The sequence below is a fragment of the Pseudoxanthomonas mexicana genome (assembly GCF_046736355.1).
Lineage (GTDB): Bacteria > Pseudomonadota > Gammaproteobacteria > Xanthomonadales > Xanthomonadaceae > Pseudoxanthomonas_A > Pseudoxanthomonas_A mexicana_B.
In genome coordinates this window covers 1,142,087-1,157,257 of the sequence record NZ_CP157201.1, presented here as the reverse complement: position 1 = coordinate 1,157,257, position 15,171 = coordinate 1,142,087, and the positions used below count along the sequence as shown (strand labels likewise).

The 15,171-nt window shown below is 69.0% G+C and carries 18 protein-coding genes; 5 read left to right on the top strand and 13 right to left on the bottom strand.

The window, feature by feature from the left end; all coding sequences use genetic code 11:
* Positions 1–199: 199 nt before the first annotated feature.
* Genes AAG688_RS05180 through grxD form a run of 3 tightly spaced genes read right to left on the bottom strand, consistent with a single transcriptional unit; the run spans position 200 to position 1,865 of the window.
* Entirely contained in the window at positions 200–802 is a 603-nt protein-coding gene (locus tag AAG688_RS05180; RefSeq protein WP_411834295.1) for a YhgN family NAAT transporter, read from the bottom strand.
* Complete coding sequence (locus AAG688_RS05175; protein ID WP_411834294.1) at positions 799–1,545, bottom strand: SDR family NAD(P)-dependent oxidoreductase; 747 nt, start codon at positions 1,543–1,545, stop codon at positions 799–801. The genes AAG688_RS05180 and AAG688_RS05175 overlap by 4 nt, the downstream gene beginning before the upstream one ends.
* Positions 1,545–1,865 (bottom strand): Grx4 family monothiol glutaredoxin, encoded by a 321-nt coding sequence (grxD, locus tag AAG688_RS05170; protein WP_411834293.1) that lies wholly within the window; start codon positions 1,863–1,865, stop codon positions 1,545–1,547. Before grxD ends, AAG688_RS05175 begins: the two co-directional genes overlap by 1 nt.
* A gap of 150 nt (positions 1,866–2,015) precedes the next feature.
* Here grxD and AAG688_RS05165 point away from each other — a divergent pair, with 150 nt between their 5' ends.
* Entirely contained in the window at positions 2,016–2,594 is a 579-nt protein-coding gene (locus AAG688_RS05165) for a superoxide dismutase (RefSeq protein WP_411834292.1), read from the top strand.
* Between the two features lie 145 nt (positions 2,595–2,739).
* Here AAG688_RS05165 and AAG688_RS05160 read toward each other — a convergent pair whose 3' ends face one another.
* Together AAG688_RS05160 and purE are read right to left on the bottom strand one after the other, a co-directional pair.
* Entirely contained in the window at positions 2,740–3,894 is a 1,155-nt protein-coding gene (locus tag AAG688_RS05160; RefSeq protein WP_411834291.1) for a 5-(carboxyamino)imidazole ribonucleotide synthase, read from the bottom strand.
* 142 nt (positions 3,895–4,036) lie between these two features.
* On the bottom strand, positions 4,037–4,546 hold the full coding sequence (purE, locus tag AAG688_RS05155) for a 5-(carboxyamino)imidazole ribonucleotide mutase (protein ID WP_411834290.1): 510 nt from the start codon (positions 4,544–4,546) through the stop codon (positions 4,037–4,039).
* A gap of 178 nt (positions 4,547–4,724) precedes the next feature.
* Here purE and AAG688_RS05150 point away from each other — a divergent pair, with 178 nt between their 5' ends.
* The 3 genes from AAG688_RS05150 (at position 4,725) to AAG688_RS05140 (ending at position 6,279) form a co-directional block, all read left to right on the top strand.
* Positions 4,725–4,994: a Trm112 family protein gene (locus AAG688_RS05150; protein WP_411834289.1), complete on the top strand. Its 270-nt coding sequence runs from the start codon at positions 4,725–4,727 to the stop codon at positions 4,992–4,994.
* Positions 4,991–5,854, top strand: coding sequence for a carboxylating nicotinate-nucleotide diphosphorylase (gene nadC, locus AAG688_RS05145; RefSeq protein ID WP_411834288.1), 864 nt, complete (start codon positions 4,991–4,993; stop codon positions 5,852–5,854). Before AAG688_RS05150 ends, nadC begins: the two co-directional genes overlap by 4 nt.
* A 104-nt stretch (positions 5,855–5,958) precedes the next feature.
* Entirely contained in the window at positions 5,959–6,279 is a 321-nt protein-coding gene (locus AAG688_RS05140) for a DUF3301 domain-containing protein (RefSeq protein ID WP_411834286.1), read from the top strand.
* Between the two features lie 44 nt (positions 6,280–6,323).
* Here AAG688_RS05140 and AAG688_RS05135 read toward each other — a convergent pair whose 3' ends face one another.
* The 6 genes from AAG688_RS05135 to AAG688_RS05110 form a co-directional block, all read right to left on the bottom strand.
* Complete coding sequence (locus AAG688_RS05135) at positions 6,324–6,767, bottom strand: ClpXP protease specificity-enhancing factor (RefSeq protein ID WP_411834285.1); 444 nt, start codon at positions 6,765–6,767, stop codon at positions 6,324–6,326.
* A 111-nt stretch (positions 6,768–6,878) separates the two neighbouring features.
* On the bottom strand, positions 6,879–7,514 hold the full coding sequence (locus AAG688_RS05130; protein ID WP_411834284.1) for a glutathione S-transferase N-terminal domain-containing protein: 636 nt from the start codon (positions 7,512–7,514) through the stop codon (positions 6,879–6,881).
* 167 nt (positions 7,515–7,681) lie between these two features.
* A complete protein-coding gene (locus AAG688_RS05125; protein WP_411834283.1) occupies positions 7,682–8,434 on the bottom strand; it encodes a cytochrome c1 in 753 nt (250 codons plus the stop codon).
* Positions 8,427–9,686 (bottom strand): cytochrome b, encoded by a 1,260-nt coding sequence (locus AAG688_RS05120; protein WP_411834282.1) that lies wholly within the window; start codon positions 9,684–9,686, stop codon positions 8,427–8,429. The genes AAG688_RS05125 and AAG688_RS05120 overlap by 8 nt, the downstream gene beginning before the upstream one ends.
* Before the next feature lie 3 nt (positions 9,687–9,689).
* Positions 9,690–10,301, bottom strand: a complete 612-nt coding sequence (petA, locus tag AAG688_RS05115) for a ubiquinol-cytochrome c reductase iron-sulfur subunit (RefSeq protein ID WP_411834281.1) — start codon at positions 10,299–10,301, stop codon at positions 9,690–9,692.
* Between the two features lie 176 nt (positions 10,302–10,477).
* Positions 10,478–11,410, bottom strand: a complete 933-nt coding sequence (locus tag AAG688_RS05110) for a lytic transglycosylase domain-containing protein (RefSeq protein WP_411834280.1) — start codon at positions 11,408–11,410, stop codon at positions 10,478–10,480.
* A 200-nt stretch (positions 11,411–11,610) separates the two neighbouring features.
* Between AAG688_RS05110 and miaB the strand changes: the two genes are divergently transcribed.
* Positions 11,611–13,074 carry a tRNA (N6-isopentenyl adenosine(37)-C2)-methylthiotransferase MiaB gene (gene miaB / locus AAG688_RS05105; RefSeq protein ID WP_411834279.1) on the top strand — a complete coding sequence of 488 codons (1,464 nt, stop codon included), beginning with the start codon at positions 11,611–11,613 and terminating at the stop codon, positions 13,072–13,074.
* Positions 13,075–13,148: 74 nt separating this feature from the next.
* Here miaB and AAG688_RS05100 read toward each other — a convergent pair whose 3' ends face one another.
* The gene (locus AAG688_RS05100) at positions 13,149–14,240 is read right to left on the bottom strand and encodes an ABC transporter permease (RefSeq protein ID WP_411834278.1); all 1,092 of its coding nucleotides are present in this window, start codon (positions 14,238–14,240) and stop codon (positions 13,149–13,151) included.
* Complete coding sequence (locus AAG688_RS05095; protein ID WP_411834939.1) at positions 14,237–15,160, bottom strand: ABC transporter ATP-binding protein; 924 nt, start codon at positions 15,158–15,160, stop codon at positions 14,237–14,239. The genes AAG688_RS05100 and AAG688_RS05095 overlap by 4 nt, the downstream gene beginning before the upstream one ends.
* Between the last annotated feature and the right edge of the window lie 11 nt (positions 15,161–15,171).

Here is a 15,171-nt window from a genome sequence, read left to right as displayed (position 1 = left end):
GAAAGGTGTTCTTCGTTCCCTGGGTGACCACGCGAAACGACTGCGTATGGTTAACATCAGATTAACACGATAAGGCCAATTTGTGACCGGAAGGTGACAGCGATTGCGCACCGCAGCATGGCGACGCAGGCATCCTCACCAGGCGCAATTCATTTGTTATTCAGACACTTGAAGAGATGCCCGCCGCGGCGGCGCGACTTCAGATGTTGGGGGGCGCCAGCTTGAGGTAGGTACCGATGCCGTCAAGCACCATCTGCACCGAAATGGCCACCAGCAGCATGCCCATCAGCCGTTCGACCGCGGTCAGCACGCGCATGCCCAGCCATTTGTACAGCAGGGTCGAGGAGAACAGGATGGCCGCCGTGGCGCTCCACGCCAGCACCAGCGCCAGGCTCCAGTCGGCCAGCCGCGCCGGTTCGTTGCTGCCCATCAGCATCACCGCGGCCATGCCCGAGGGACCGGCCACCAGCGGGATGGCCAGCGGCACGATGAAGGGCTCGCCGCCGGGGATTTCGCCCATCAGGCCTTCCGGGCGCGGGAAGATCATCCGCACGCCGATCAGGAACAGCACGATGCCGCCGGCGATGGCGACCGATTCCTGGCGCAGGTGCATCATCTCCAGCGCGTACTTGCCGGCCCACAGGAACATCATCAGCACCGCCAGCGCGATCAGCAGTTCGCGCGCCAGCACGTAGCGCTGGCGCTTGGGCGGCAGCGGCTTGAGCACGCTGAGGAAGACCGGGATGTTGCCCAGCGGATCGAGGATCAAAAACAGCAGCAGCGCGGCCGAGAGGATGGTCATGGCTGGTGGGGTTCCCAGATCCTGCCGCGATGGACGGCGCCTTCGGGTGAGAGCAGGGTGACGCAGGCCTGCGCATAGTCGGCCGGCGCGGCGGTGCCTGCGTCGTTGTCGTCGGCATAGGCGCGCGCGCGCAGCGGCGTGCGCATCGGGCCGGGCCGCAGGGCGGAGACCCGCACCGGCGAGGCCGCCAGCTCGGCCGCCAGCATGCCGACCAACCCGGCCAGCCCGTGCTGGGCCACGCCGTAGCCGCCCCAGTACGCCTGGCCGACCCGCGCCGGATCGTCCAGCGCGAATACCAGCGCCGCGTCGTCCGACTTGCGCAGCAATGGCAGGCAGGCCTGCGACAGCCACCACGGCGCGGTCAGGTTGACGTGCAGCGCACGCGCGAACGCGGCCGGGTCGGTGTGCTCCAGCGGGGTCAGCCCGCGGAATTCGGCCGCGCAGTGCAGCACGCCGTCGAGCCGGCCCAGTCCGGCCTCCAGCCGCTGCGCCAGTTCGGCGTAGTCGTCGGGCGAGGCGCCTTCCAGATCCAGCGGATACAGCAGCGGTTCCGGCCCGGCCTTGGCGATGGCGTCGTAGACGCGATTGAGCCTGGCGACCTTGCGCCCCAGCAGCACCGTCGTCGCGCCGGCCACGGCGCAGGCATGGGCGGCGGCGCTGCCGAGGCCGCCGGCCGCGCCGCTGATCAGCACCACGCGGCCGTCGAGCGCGCGCGGCGCGCGCATGGGCAGGTCGATCAGCATCACTGCGCCTGCGCCTCGGAGACGATGCGCGCCAGTTCACCGGATTCGAACAATTCGAGGGTGATGTCGCAGCCGCCAATCAACTCGCCGTGGATGAAAAGCTGCGGGAACGTCGGCCAGTTGGAGAAACGCGGCAGGTTGGCGCGGATCTCGGGCTCCTCGAGCACGTTGACCGTGTGCAGCGGCTGCGCGCCGGCCGACTGCAGCGCCTGCACGGCGCGGCTGGAAAAGCCGCACATCGGGAACTGCGGCGTACCCTTCATGAAAAGGACGATCGGGTGGCTGTCCACTTCGGCCTGGATGCGTTCCATCACCGGCATGCTGATTTCTCCTGCTTTGACGGCAGGCAAACCACCGTCGGGTACACTTTCGGTCCGCTCGCCGGCGCGCCGACGGCCGCCCATTGTAAGCCCTGCGGCCCGTCCGCCGGCGCCAGACCTTCCCACCGCCTAGCTGCAAGGAACCCTCCCATGGCCATCGAACTGCCCCCCCTGCCCTACGACCGCACCGCGCTGGAGCCGCACATCTCCGGCGAGACCATCGACTACCACTACGGCAAGCACCACAAGACCTACGTCGACAACCTCAACAAGCTGATCGAGGGCACCGAGTTCGCCGATCTGTCGCTGGAGGAAATCGTGCGCAAGTCGCAGGGCGGCATGTTCAACAACGCCGCCCAGGTGTGGAACCACACCTTCTACTGGAACTGCCTCAAGCCCAACGGCGGCGGCGAGCCGACCGGCAAGCTCGGCGAACTGATCAACAAGGCCTTCGGCGATTTCGCCAAGTTCAAGGAAGAGTTCACCAAGACCGCCATCGGCACCTTCGGCTCGGGCTGGGGCTGGCTGGTGCAGCGCCCGGATGGTTCGCTCAGCCTGGCCAGCACCTCCAACGCCGCCACCCCGCTGACCGGCGAAGACACCCCGCTGCTGACCATCGACGTGTGGGAGCACGCCTACTACATCGACTACCGCAACGCGCGGCCGAAGTACGTCGAGTCGTTCTGGGCGCTGGTCAACTGGGACTTCGTGGCCGGCAACCTGAAGTAAGCCCGCCGCATCATCGCGAGAACGGAAAACGGCCGGGGAAACCCGGCCGTTTTGTTGAGGTGCCGTCTGTGGAAGCGACGTCAGTCGCGACGGTTCATTGGGAAGCCCTGTCGCGACTCACGTCGCTCCCACGACGGCGCCTGCGCTATTCGGTCAGTCGCGCCACGACCGGCGCCACCTGCGCCTCGCGGCCCAGCGCCGCGCCGACGCGCTGCAGCGCCTGTGCCAGCGTGGCGGCATCGTCGGCGCGCAGCGTGGCGTGGCCGACCTTGCGGCCAAAGCGCGGCTGCTTGCCGTAGTCGTGCCAGTGGCCGCCGGCCTCGTGCAGCAGCGGCAGCGCATCGGGCATCTGGCCGATCCAGTTGAGCATGCAGGCATGGCCGCGCATCGCCGTGGACCCCAGCGGCAGGCCCAGCACCGCGCGCAGGTGGTTCTGGAACTGCGAGGTCTCGGCGCCCTCGATCGTCCAGTGCCCGGAGTTGTGCACGCGCGGGGCGATCTCGTTGGCCAGCCACTGGCCGTCGCGCAGGAACAGTTCCAGCGCGAACACGCCGACGTAGTCCAGCGACTCGGCCAGCCTGCGCGCGTGGCCGATGGCGGCCTGCGCCGAAGTCTCGTCGATCCGCGCCGGCGCCAGGCTGGCCGACAGCACGCCGTCGACGTGCCAGTTCTCGGTCAGCGGCCAGGCGCGGAACTCGCCGTCGCGGCCGCGCACCGCCACCACCGACAACTCGCGCTCGAACGGAATGAACGCCTCGACGATCAGGCCGACCGCCCCGGCCTGCGCGCCCAGCGCCTCCCAGGCCGCGTCGATCGAGGCTTCGGCGCCGCCGTCGGGACGGATGCGGAACTGCCCCTTGCCGTCGTAGCCCAGCCGGCGCGTCTTGAGGATGCACGGCCCGCCGATGCGCGCGACTTCCGCCTCCAGTTCCCCGCGCGAGGACACCGCGGCGAACGGCCCGACCGGGATGCCGAGACCGCGGAACAGGGTCTTCTCGACCAGCCGATCCTGGGTCACCGCCAGCGCGCGCGGGTTGGGGAACACCGGCACGCGCGCGGAAAGCCATTCGGCGCTCTCGGCCGGCACGTTCTCGAAATCGAAGGTCGCCACGTCCACCCGCGAAGCGAACTCCGCCAGCGCGGACTCGTCGCGATAGTCGCCGACCAGCAGCGGCGCGAACTGTCCGGCGCAGGCGTCGGCGACGGTGTCCATCACCAGGAAGCGCAGGCCCAGCGGCGCGCCGGAAAGCGCCAGCATGCGGGCCAGTTGCCCGCCACCGAGAATACCGACCGTGGTCATGCGCAAAATCTCTTCACTACTCCAGTCTGCGACTCCAGGCGAACCCGCATGGCACCTGCTCCCCCTCTCCCGCACGCGGGAGAGGGATGGGGAGAGGGGAGCATGCATGCGCGCAGCGCGTGCTTGCCGATGCCGACCGTGGTCATGCGGGCTGGCGCGGGTCGTCGTGCGCCATCACCTCGTCGGTCTGGCGCTGGCGGAAGGAGGCCAGCGCCTGGCCGATGGCCGGGTGCTCGGGCGACAGCAGCGCGGCGGCGAACAGCGCCGCGTTGGCCGCGCCGGCGTTGCCGATGGCGAAGGTGGCCACCGGGATGCCGGCCGGCATCTGCACGATCGACAGCAGCGAATCCATGCCGTTGAGCGCCTTGCTCTGCACCGGCACGCCCAGCACCGGCACCGCGGTCTTGGACGCCAGCATGCCCGGCAGGTGCGCCGCGCCGCCGGCGCCGGCGATGATCGCGCGCAGGCCGCGCGAGCTCGCGCTTTCGGCATAGGAGAACAGCACGTCCGGCGTGCGATGGGCCGAGACCACTTTCACTTCGTAGGGCACGCCCAGCGCGTCGAGCTTGCGCGCCGCATGCTGCATGGTTTCCCAGTCGGAGCGGGAGCCCATCACGATGCCCACCACGGGGCCGGGAACGCTGGCGGTCATGGCCGTCCTCGATCACTAAAGGGGCATTTTAGCGGGATTCGGGGTTGGGGACCGGGATTGGGGATTGGGGATTGGCATTCGAGATTCGGAATAAAGCCAAACCCCAATCCCGAATCCCCAATCCCGACAAGGTGATACGCTTTTCACCCCTTCCGAATCCCCAATCCCGAATCCCCTCATGGATCGCAAACTGCTGGACCTGCTGTGCTGCCCCGCCACCCGCCAGCCGCTGTCGCTGCTCGAGGCGCGCGGGCTGGAGGTGCTCAACCGCGCCATCGCCGCCGGCGGCGTGCGCCGCACCGACGAGAGCGCGCAGGACCAGCCGCTGAAGCAGGCGCTGGTCACCGGCGACCGCAAGCGGGTCTACCGCGTCGACGACGGCATCCCGGTGCTGCTGGCCGAGGAGGCCATCGCCACCTCGCAGGTGGCCGACTTCCCGGCACGATGAGCGCGGAGCTTGCCCCCCCGCCGGACAGCGCCATCGCCGACGACGTCGCGCGCGCGCTGGCCGAGGACATCGGCGGCGGCGACGTCACCGCCGCGCTGCTGCCCGACGCCGACGACGTCGCCTACCTGCTGTGCAAGGAGGACGCGGTGATCGCCGGCCGGCCGTGGTTCGACGCCTGCCACCGCGCGCTGGATCCGCGGGTGCGGATCGACTGGCGCGTGCGCGAGGGCGATCGCGTGGCCGCCGGCACCGTGCTGGCGACGCTGGCCGGGCGCAGCCGCGCGTTGGTCAGCGCCGAGCGCGCGGCGCTCAATTTCCTGCAGACCCTGTCGGGGACGGCGACGGCCACCGCGCGCTACGTCGAGGCGGTGCGCGGCACCCGCACGCGCATCCTCGACACCCGCAAGACCCTGCCCGGCCTGCGCCTGGCGCAGAAGTACGCGGTGCGCTGCGGCGGCGGCCACAACCACCGCATCGGCCTGTACGACGCGGTCATGCTGAAGGAGAACCACATCCGCGCCGCCGGCTCGCTGGCCGCCGCCGTGCGCGAGGCGCGCCGGCAGCAGCCGTCGCTGCCGCTGATCGTCGAGGTGGAGACACTGGAGCAACTGGACCAGGCGCTGCAAGCCGGCTGCGAGCGCATCCTGGTCGACGACTTCGACGCCGACGCGCGCCGCGAGGCGGTGCGGCGCGCGGCCGGCCGGATTCCGCTGGAAGTCTCCGGCGGCGTCGATCTTTCCACCCTGCGCGGCATCGCCGAGGACGGCGTGGACTACGTCTCGATCGGCGGGCTGACCAAGCACGTGCGCGCCATCGACCTGTCGATGAAGCTGGGTCCGCCGCCGGCGGGGCTGGCATGAGGCCATCACCGCGGCCGCAGCCTTGCCACGCGTGTGGCGCATGCGCGCCGGACCGGCTCGCCTCGGCTGCCACTCCCGTTCCTGCCTACCCTCGCTGATCCGCCATGCCTTCCCTGATCCTGCTGATGATCGCCGGCGCCGCCGTGTTCGCCTACTGGAACGCCGCGCGCGCGGCCGCCGAGCGCGCCGGGCAACTGGGGCGCAGCGCGTGCGAGCAGGCCGGCGTGCTGTGGCTGGACCAGAGCGTCCACGCCAACGGGCTGAAACTGCGCCGCGGCGACGACGGCCGGCTGGGCTTCGAGCGCACCTTCCGCTTCGAGTATTCGTACGACGGCAGCGACCGGCACGTCGGCCGGCTGGTGCTGCGCGGCGAGGAACTGGTGTCCTTCGTCGGACCGTTGCGGCGGGTGCCGACGACGCAGTGATTCGCGCGCCGCGGCGGCGTTGAACAGCGCCGGGAATCCCGCGCCTACTTCACCACGCGCAGGTGCGGGCGCTTGCCCGGAGGCGGCGCATCGTCGGGACCGGGGGCTTCGGGCGACGGCGGATCACCGTCGTCGTCGGGACCGGCGGTGGGGCCGACGTCCTCCGGCAGCGCCATGCCCTGCCCGGTCTCGCGCGCGTAGATGGCCAGCACCGCGGCGATCGGCACCATCACCGGATGGCTGACGCCGCCGAAGCGGGCGGTGAAGCTGACTGCGTGGTTGTCGATCTGCAACCGCACCACCGCGCGCTCGGCGATGTTGAGCACCACCTTGCCTTCCTTGACCGCGCTGGCCGGCACCTGCACGCCGGCATGCGTGGCATCGACCAGCAGGTGCGGGGTCATGCCGTTGTCGGCGATCCACTCGGCCAGCGCCCGCAGCAGGTACGGGCGATGGCTGGTCATGCGGGGCACGGAGTCGGTGGTCATGGAGCCGGGATTCGGGATTGGGGATTCGGGGTCAGGAAAAGGCAAGGATCGCAATGCGCGAGCGTGGCCCGTTCTTGCCAATCCCCAATCCCGTATCCCGAATCGCAGCCTTCACGCCGGCAGCTCGCGCAGCTTCTTCTCGGCCTCGGTCAGGCTGCGGACGAAACCGGGGTTGCGGAAGATGCGGTTGCCGTAGTCCTCGATGGCCTTGCCGTCCTTGGGCAGCGGCACGCCCAGCGACGGCAGCCGCCAGATGATCGGCGCCATCGCGCAGTCGGCCAGGCTCATTTCCGGGTTGAGGAAGAACTTGCTGGCCTTGAACAGCGGCACCGAGGCGGTCAGCAGCTCCTTCAGGCGCTTGCGGCCGGCCTCGGCCTGCTGCTTGTTGCCGAGCTGGATGGCCTGCACCTGCGGCACCCAGTCGTGCTCGATGCGCAGCATCGCCAGGCGCAGGCGCGCGCGGGAGAGCGGATCCACCGGCATCAGCGGCGGGTGCGGATAGCGTTCGTCCAGGTATTCGCTGACCACCGAGGCCGCGTACAGCACCAGGTCGCGCTCCACCAGCGTAGGCACGGAATGGTAGGGATTGAGGTCGATCAGATCCTCGGGCGGATTCTGCGGATCCACCGCGATCAGGTCGTAGCTCACGCCCTTGGCGGCCAGCACCAGCCGCACGCGGTGGCACAGCACGTCGTCGGTGGAGGAAAACAGCGTCAGTGTATTGCGCATACGTGGACTCGCAGCCATCACGGCTCTCCCGACGATCGGAATCCGCCGATCGCACCGACGCGGCCAGCCCCTTGCTGGCAGTCGTCACGGTCCCCGAGCGTGCGCGCCCCGTTCGCGAAAGGCAGGCTCCCCCGGCCTCCGCGTGCCCGGATCCCGGCGTGGCCGGGAACCGGGGAACGGGATCGTCAGTGCACGTCCTTCCAGTATTCCCGCTTGAGCAGGTAGGCCAGGAAGGTCAGCGCGACCAGGAACAGGATCACCCAGACGCCCATGCCCTGGCGCTTGAGCGCCGCGGGCTCGCTGGCGTACTCGAGGAAGTTGGTGATGTCGCGCGCGACCTGGTCGAACTCGGCGGCGCTCAGGCGTCCGGGCTGGGTGATCTTCAGCCCCTTGACCGGACGCTCGCCACCGGCGCTCGCCTCGCCGAACTCGGCGTGCTGGAGGCCCTGCAGCTCCCACAGCGGGTTGGGCATCGACACGTTCGGGAACAGCTGGTTGTTCCAGCCCAGCGGCCGCGATTCGTCCAGGTAGAACGACTTCAGGTAGGTGTAGATCCAGTCCGACTCGCCCAGCTTGGTGCGGGTGATCAGCGACAGGTCCGGCGGCATCTTGCCGAAGAACGCGTCGCCGTCGGCGGTCTTCAGCGACACGCCGATCTGCTCGCCGAACTTGGCGCCGGTGAAGTTGAGGTTTTCCATCACCTCTTCCTCGGTCAGGCCCAGGTCCTCGGCCATGCGCGAGTAGCGCAGGTACTTGAGCGAGTGGCAGCCCGAGCAGTAGTTCATGTACAGCGCGGCGCCGCGCTGCAGCGAGGCCTTGTCGCCGAGGTCGTTGCCGGCCTGTTGCAGCGGCGCGCCGGGACTGGCGGCCGAAGCGGCGAAGGAGATCAGCAGCCCGCTGGCGAAAACGGCGAGGCGGGAGGCGAAGGTCTTAGTCATGCGTCGTCACCCGTTCCGGCACCGGCTTGGTCTTGTCTAGCTTGGTCCACAGCGGCATGGTGATGAAGAAAGCGAAGTAGTAGAAGGTCAGCACGCGGCCGATGATGGTCTCGACCGGGTCGGTGCCGGGGCCGGCGCCGATCTTGCCCAGCCAGATGAAGCTGCCGGCGAAGGTCAGCAGCAGCGCCCACGACAGCAGGCCGCGGTAGCGGTAGGACCTGACCTTGGCCCGGTCCAGCCACGGCACCAGGAACAGGATGGCGATCGCGGCGAACATCACGATCACGCCGCCCAGCTTGTCCGGCACCACGCGCAGCATCGCGTAGTACGGGGTGTAGTACCACACCGGCTTGATGTGCTCCGGGGTGACCAGGCGGTTGGCCTCGTTGAAGTTGTCGTGCTCGAGGAACCAGCCGCCGAAGGTCGGCGCGAAGAAGATGATGAAGGCGGCCAGGATCAGCAGGAAGCCGACGCCGACCAGGTCCTTGACCGTGTAGTACGGGTGGAACGGGATGCCGTCGGCCGGCTTGTTCGCGTCCCAGCGGTTGCCCTTCGGCCCCTTCTTGATCTCGACGCCGTCGGGGTTGTTGGAACCGACCTCGTGCAGCGCGCCCAGGTGCAGCACGACCAGCAGCAGCAGCACCAGCGGCAGCGCGATCACGTGCAGGGCGAAGAAGCGGTTGAGGGTGGCGTCGGAGGGCAGGTAGTCGCCCATGATCCACTCGGTCAGGCCGTTGCCGATGACCGGGATGGCGCCGAACAGCGAGATGATGACCTTGGCGCCCCAGAACGACATCTGGCCCCACGGCAGCACGTAGCCCAGGAACGCCTCGGCCATCAGCACCAGGTAGATCAGCATGCCGAGGATCCACACGAGCTCGCGCGGCTTCTGGTAGCTGCCGTACATCAGCCCGCGGAACATGTGCAGGTAGACGACGATGAAGAACAGCGAGGCGCCGGTGCTGTGCATGTAGCGGATCAGCCAGCCCCACTCCACGTCGCGCATGATGTACTCGACCGAGGCGAAGGCTTCCGCCGCGCTCGGCTTGAAGTGCATCGTCAGGAAGATGCCGGTGACGATCTGGTTGACCAGCACCAGCATGGCCAGCGAGCCCATGTAGTACCAGAAGTTGAAGTTCTTCGGCGCGTAGTACTCGGTCATGTGCTTGCGGTACATGGGCATCATGCCCGGCGCGCGCGCGTTGACCCAGTCCCAGACGCCGGTGGCGGTACGGGTGAAGATGTTGGACATGGCTTACGCGGCCCCCTGCGGATCGACACCGACGACGATGGTGTTGTCGTCGGCGTAGTAGTGCGGCGGAACGACCAGGTTGGTCGGCGCGGGCACGCCCTGGTACACGCGGCCGGACATGTCGAAGCGCGACTTGTGGCAGGGGCAGAAGTAGCCGCCCTTCCAGTCCGGGTCGTAGGGCTCGGGCTTGATCTCGGCGGCCATCTCGGGCGAGCAGCCCAGGTGGGTGCACAGGCCGACCAGCACCGAAACCTCCGGCTTGATCGAGCGCGTCTCGCCGGAGATGTAGTCCGGCTGCTGCTCCTTGTTCTCCGAGTTCGGATCGCGCAGGTTGCCGTCCAGGGTCGGCAGCGCGTCGAGCACGGCCTTGGAGCGCCGGACGATCCAGATCGGCTGGCCGCGCCATTCCAGGATCAGGCGCTGGCCTTCCTGCAACCCGCTGATGTCGGCGGTCACCGGTGCTCCCGCCAGCTTGGCGCGCGCGCTCGGATTCCACGACTTGATAAAAGGTACCGCCACAAACCCGGCACCGACGGCGCCCACCACGGAGGTGGTTGCTGTCAGGAACCGGCGTCGGCCCGTATTCACAGGCCCGTTGACCCCATCGTTGGCCATTCCGGCACTCCGCAAAACATTAGGTAGCTGATTGGCTGCCACAACCCGCGCCACTGCACCGGCGCGGGCCGCAAAAGATGGCAAAGTGTAACGGAAGCCTGAATCCGCCGACAATGGCGCAAGCAGAATCAATCACTTGCGGCTCCGTTTCGACCGCACCCAGGCCGGCGCGCCATTCAGCGGGCGACGACCGCGCCGCGATAGCGGTCGGCCAGCACGGCCACGCGCTCGACGTAGCGCTGGGTTTCCTTGTACGGCGGGACGCCGCCGTGGCGATCGACCGCGCCCTCGCCGGCGTTGTAGCCGGCCGCGGCCAGGGTCAGGTTGCCGTTGAAGCGCTTCAGCAGCCAGGCCAGGTACTTCACCCCGCCGCGGATGTTCTGCGAGGCGTCGAAGGGATCGGTGACGCCGAAGCGGGTCGCGGTGGCCGGCATCAGCTGCATCAGCCCCTGTGCGCCGGCGTGCGAGAGCGCCATCGGGTTGTACGAGGATTCGGCGTGCATGATGGCGCGGATCACCGCCTCGTCGACCCCGAACTCGCGCGAGGCCGCGGCGATCTCGGCCCGGTAGGCCTCGGTGTTGAGCCGCAGCCGGCCGAAGTTGACCCCCGGGTTGCCGCAGGCGAAGCAGGTCTGGATGTAGCTGTAGCGGATGGTCTTGAGGCTGGCCACCTCCACGCCCTGCGGCCTGGCGCTGGTGAAATGGCGCACGCCGTCCTTGACGTAGGAATAGACCTGCCCGCTGACCACGCGGCGGGTATCGCCGCCCCGGGCTGGCGTCGCAGGCGGCGGCGCGGCGGGCGCGGCCGGGACCGAGACCTTGATGCTGCTGCTCTCCACCGCGCTGGCGACCGCGCCCACCGCCGGCGTGGTGGACGGCGCGGACGGCGTCGACGGGGCGCTGACCTCGGGCGGACGCGACACCGAAGCGGTGCGCGCGGCGCGGGTGGACGGACGATAGCGGCTGACCGCCTCGCAGGAGGCGCCGCCGATGCGCTTGCTGACGTAGTTGGGGATGCCGTCGGCGCCGGTGCACTTGTACAGCGTGCCGGCACCGGCAGGCAGTGCGGCGCTGGCGGCCAGCATTCCCAGGACGAGTATCCCCCTCATGCGGCGCAGTGTCCCCAATTCGGGGCGGCTTGCCAAGTCCTTGTCCAAGAAAGGATTCCCGTGAATGTGCGGCGGGTCGGGAATCGGCGCGGTGTCCGGTGCCCTTCCTCTGCCCCAACGTCGGGCGCGCGGCATACCGGCCCCGGCCCGCAGCCCGTAAACTACCCGCCCTGCCCGCCAACCCGCCTGGAATAACCACCATGCCCGGGACGCAAGCCCCCGAAACGCCGACCCCGGCCGGCGCCGCCGCGCCCGCCGCCGCGCCGACCCTCGACCTGCTGCCCCTGCCCGGCCTGAAGCCGCAGGTGTCCGGGCCGGTGCGCGGCAAGCTGTACATCAAGACCCACGGTTGCCAGATGAACGAGTACGACTCGGCCAAGATGGCCGACGTGCTGGCCGCCTCCGACGGCCTGGAGCTGACCGACGACCCGGAAGAGGCCGACGTGGTGCTGGTCAACACCTGCTCGATCCGCGAGAAGGCGCAGGAGAAGGTGTTCAGCCAGCTTGGCCGCTGGAAGGCCCTCAAGAACAATGGCCGCGAGGTGATCATCGGCGTCGGCGGCTGCGTGGCCTCGCAGGAGGGCGAGGCGATCGTCAAGCGCGCGCCCTACGTGGACCTGGTGTTCGGCCCGCAGACCCTGCACCGCCTGCCCGAGCTGATCCGCGCCCGCCGCGAGCAGAACCGGCCGCAGGTGGACATCAGCTTCCCCGAGATCGAGAAGTTCGACCGCCTGCCCGAGCCGCGCGCCGAGGGGCCGAGCGCTTTCGTCTCGATCATGGAGGGCTGCTCGAAGTACTGCTCGTTCTGCGTGGTGCCCTACACCCGCGGCACCGAGGTCAGCCGGCCGTTCGAGGACGTGCTGGTGGAAGTGGCGCAGCTGGCCGCGCAGGGCGTGCGCGAGATCAACCTGCTCGGGCAGAACGTCAACGCCTACCGCGGGCCGATGGGCGAGGACGGCGAGGTCGCCGACCTGGGCCTGCTGATCCGCGCCATCGCCGAGATCGACGGCATCGGCCGCATCCGCTTCACCACCTCGCACCCGCTGGAGTTCTCCGACTCGCTGGTGGACGCCTACCGCGACGTGCCGCAACTGGCCAGCTTCCTGCACCTGCCGGTGCAGTCGGGCAGCGACCGCGTGCTGTCGGCGATGAAGCGCGGCTACACCGCGCTGGAGTTCAAGCAGAAGATCCGCAAGCTGCGCGCGGTGCGGCCGGACATCTCGATCTCCTCCGACTTCATCGTCGGCTTCCCCGGCGAGACCGACGCCGACTTCGAGAAGACGATGAAGCTGATCGAGGACGTCGGCTTCGACCAGAGCTTCTCCTTCATCTACTCGCGCCGCCCCGGCACGCCGGCCGCGGATCTGGAAGACGGCACGCCGGATGCGGCCAAGCATGCGCGGCTGGAGCGCTTGCAGGCGCACATCAACGCGCACGCCGCCGGCATCTCGCAGCGGATGGTCGGCAGCGTGCAGTCGGTGCTGGTGGAAGGCCCGTCGAAGAAGAATCCCAACGAGCTGACCGGCAAGACCGAGAACATGCGCTCGGTGAATTTCCCGGGCCATCCGCGGCTGGTCGGCCAGTTCGTCGACGTGGTGATCACCGAGGCGCTGACCAATTCGCTGCGCGGGCGGTTGATGCTAGGAGTGAGCGGAGAGGAGTGAGGAGTGGGGAGAGCACAAGCGGACTCGCTGCTTTCACTCACTCCTCTCCGCCCACTCCTCTTCACTCGCTTTACTCAGTCCAGCCGCTTGCGGAAGCGCAGGATCGCCGCGGTCATCATCAGCGCGGTGAATGCCAGCAGCGCCAGCACGTCGGCCCACAGTTCCCACAGGCTGGCGCCGCGCAGCATCACCCCGCGGATCAGGCGCAGGAAGTGGGTCAGCGGCAATATCTCCGCCAGCCACTGCACGGCCCGGGGCATGCCGGAGAACGGGAACATGAAACCGGACAGCAGGATCGACGGCAGGAAGATGAAGAACGTCATCTGCATGGCCTGGAACTGCGACCGCGCGCGCGTGGAGATCAGCAGGCCCAGCGCCAGGTTGGCGACGATCAGCAGCATCGCCGCGACATAGACATGCAGCACGCTGCCGTTGATCGGCACGTCGAACAGCCACAGGCCCAGCGCCAGCACCATCGTGGTCTGGACCAGGCCGATCGCCACGTACGGCAGCACCTTGCCGATCATCAGCTCGGCGCTGCTGACCGGCGTGGCGATCAGCAGTTCCATGTTGCCGCGCTCGCGCTCGCGCACGATCGCCACGCCGGTGAACAGCACCATCGTCATCGTCAGGATCACGCCGATCAGCCCCGGCACGATGTTCACCGCCGAGCGCCGCTCCGGGTTGTAGAAGGCGACCACGCTGATCGCGCGTTCGGCGGCCGGGCCGGTGCGCGCCATGCCGTCCAGCGGCATCTGCGCCAGCTGCGCGGCCGCGCTCTGCACCGCGTTGTCGCTGCCGTCCACCAGGATCTGCACGCGTTCGCGCCCTTCGATGCGGCGGCGCTCGAAATCCGGCGGGATCACGATGCCGATGCCGATTTCCCCGCGCCGCATCGCTTCCATCAACTGCTGCGGCGTCTGCGCCGCCAACGTCGGCCGGATCACCGTGGTGGCGGCGATGTCCATCACCAGCGCGCGCGAGGCGGCGGTGTCGGCCTGGTCGGCGACGCCGGCGGCCAGATCGCGCAGGTTGGTGTTGATGGCGTAGCCGAACAGCAGCAGCTGCATGACCGGGATGGCGACGATCATCGCCAGGGTGATGCGGTCGCGGCGCATCTGCCGCAGTTCCTTGACCATCACCGCCTGCAGCCTGCGCAGGTTCATGCCGCGCGCTCCCGCCGCGGCTGGCCGCGCGTGGCCGACACGAACACGTCCTCCAGGTTGGGATCGGCCGGTGCCACCCGCGCGTCCACGCCGGCCCGCGCCAGCGCGGATTCGACGCCGGCCGCCGTGCCGCCCTCGTCCATCAGCACCCGCAGCGTATTGCCGATCTGCGCCACGCTGGCCACGCCCGGCGCGCCCAGCAGCGCCTTCTGCGCCTTGCGCGGCTGCCCGGCATCGACGGCGAAGGTGCGCCCGGCCAACGCGCCGGTCAGTGCGTCCGGGGTGCCGTCGGCGACCAGCGCGCCGCGATCGAGGATGGCGATGCGGTGGCAGCGCTCGGCTTCGTCCATGTAATGCGTGGAAACGAGCAGGGTGGTGCCGGCGTCGGCCAGTTCGAACAGCTTTTCCCAGAAGTCGCGGCGCGATTCCGGATCCACCGCGCTGGTGGGCTCGTCGAGGAACAGCAGTTCCGGCCGGTGGATCACCGCACCAGCCAGCGCCAGCCGCTGCTTCTGCCCGCCGCTCATCGTCCCGGCCAGCTGCTTCTGCCGATCCTGGAAACGGTATTGCTCGACCAGTTCGTCGATGCGCTGCGCGGCCTGGCGTTTGGACAGGTTCTGCACGGCGGCCAGGAATTCCAGGTTCTCGCGCACGCTCAGGTCCTCGAACAGCGAGAACTTCTGGGTCATGTAGCCGATCCGCGTGCGCAGTTCGTCGGCCTGTTCGGGAATGCGCAGGCCCAGCACTTCGATATCGCCGGCGGTCGGGGTCAGCAGCCCGCACAGCATGCGGATGGTGGTGGACTTGCCGGAGCCGTTGGGCCCGAGGAAACCATAGACGTGCCGGCGCGGCACGCGCAGATCGACGTCGTCCACCGCCACCCGTTCGCCGAAGCGCTTGGTCAGCCCGCGCGCGACGATCGCGGCATCGG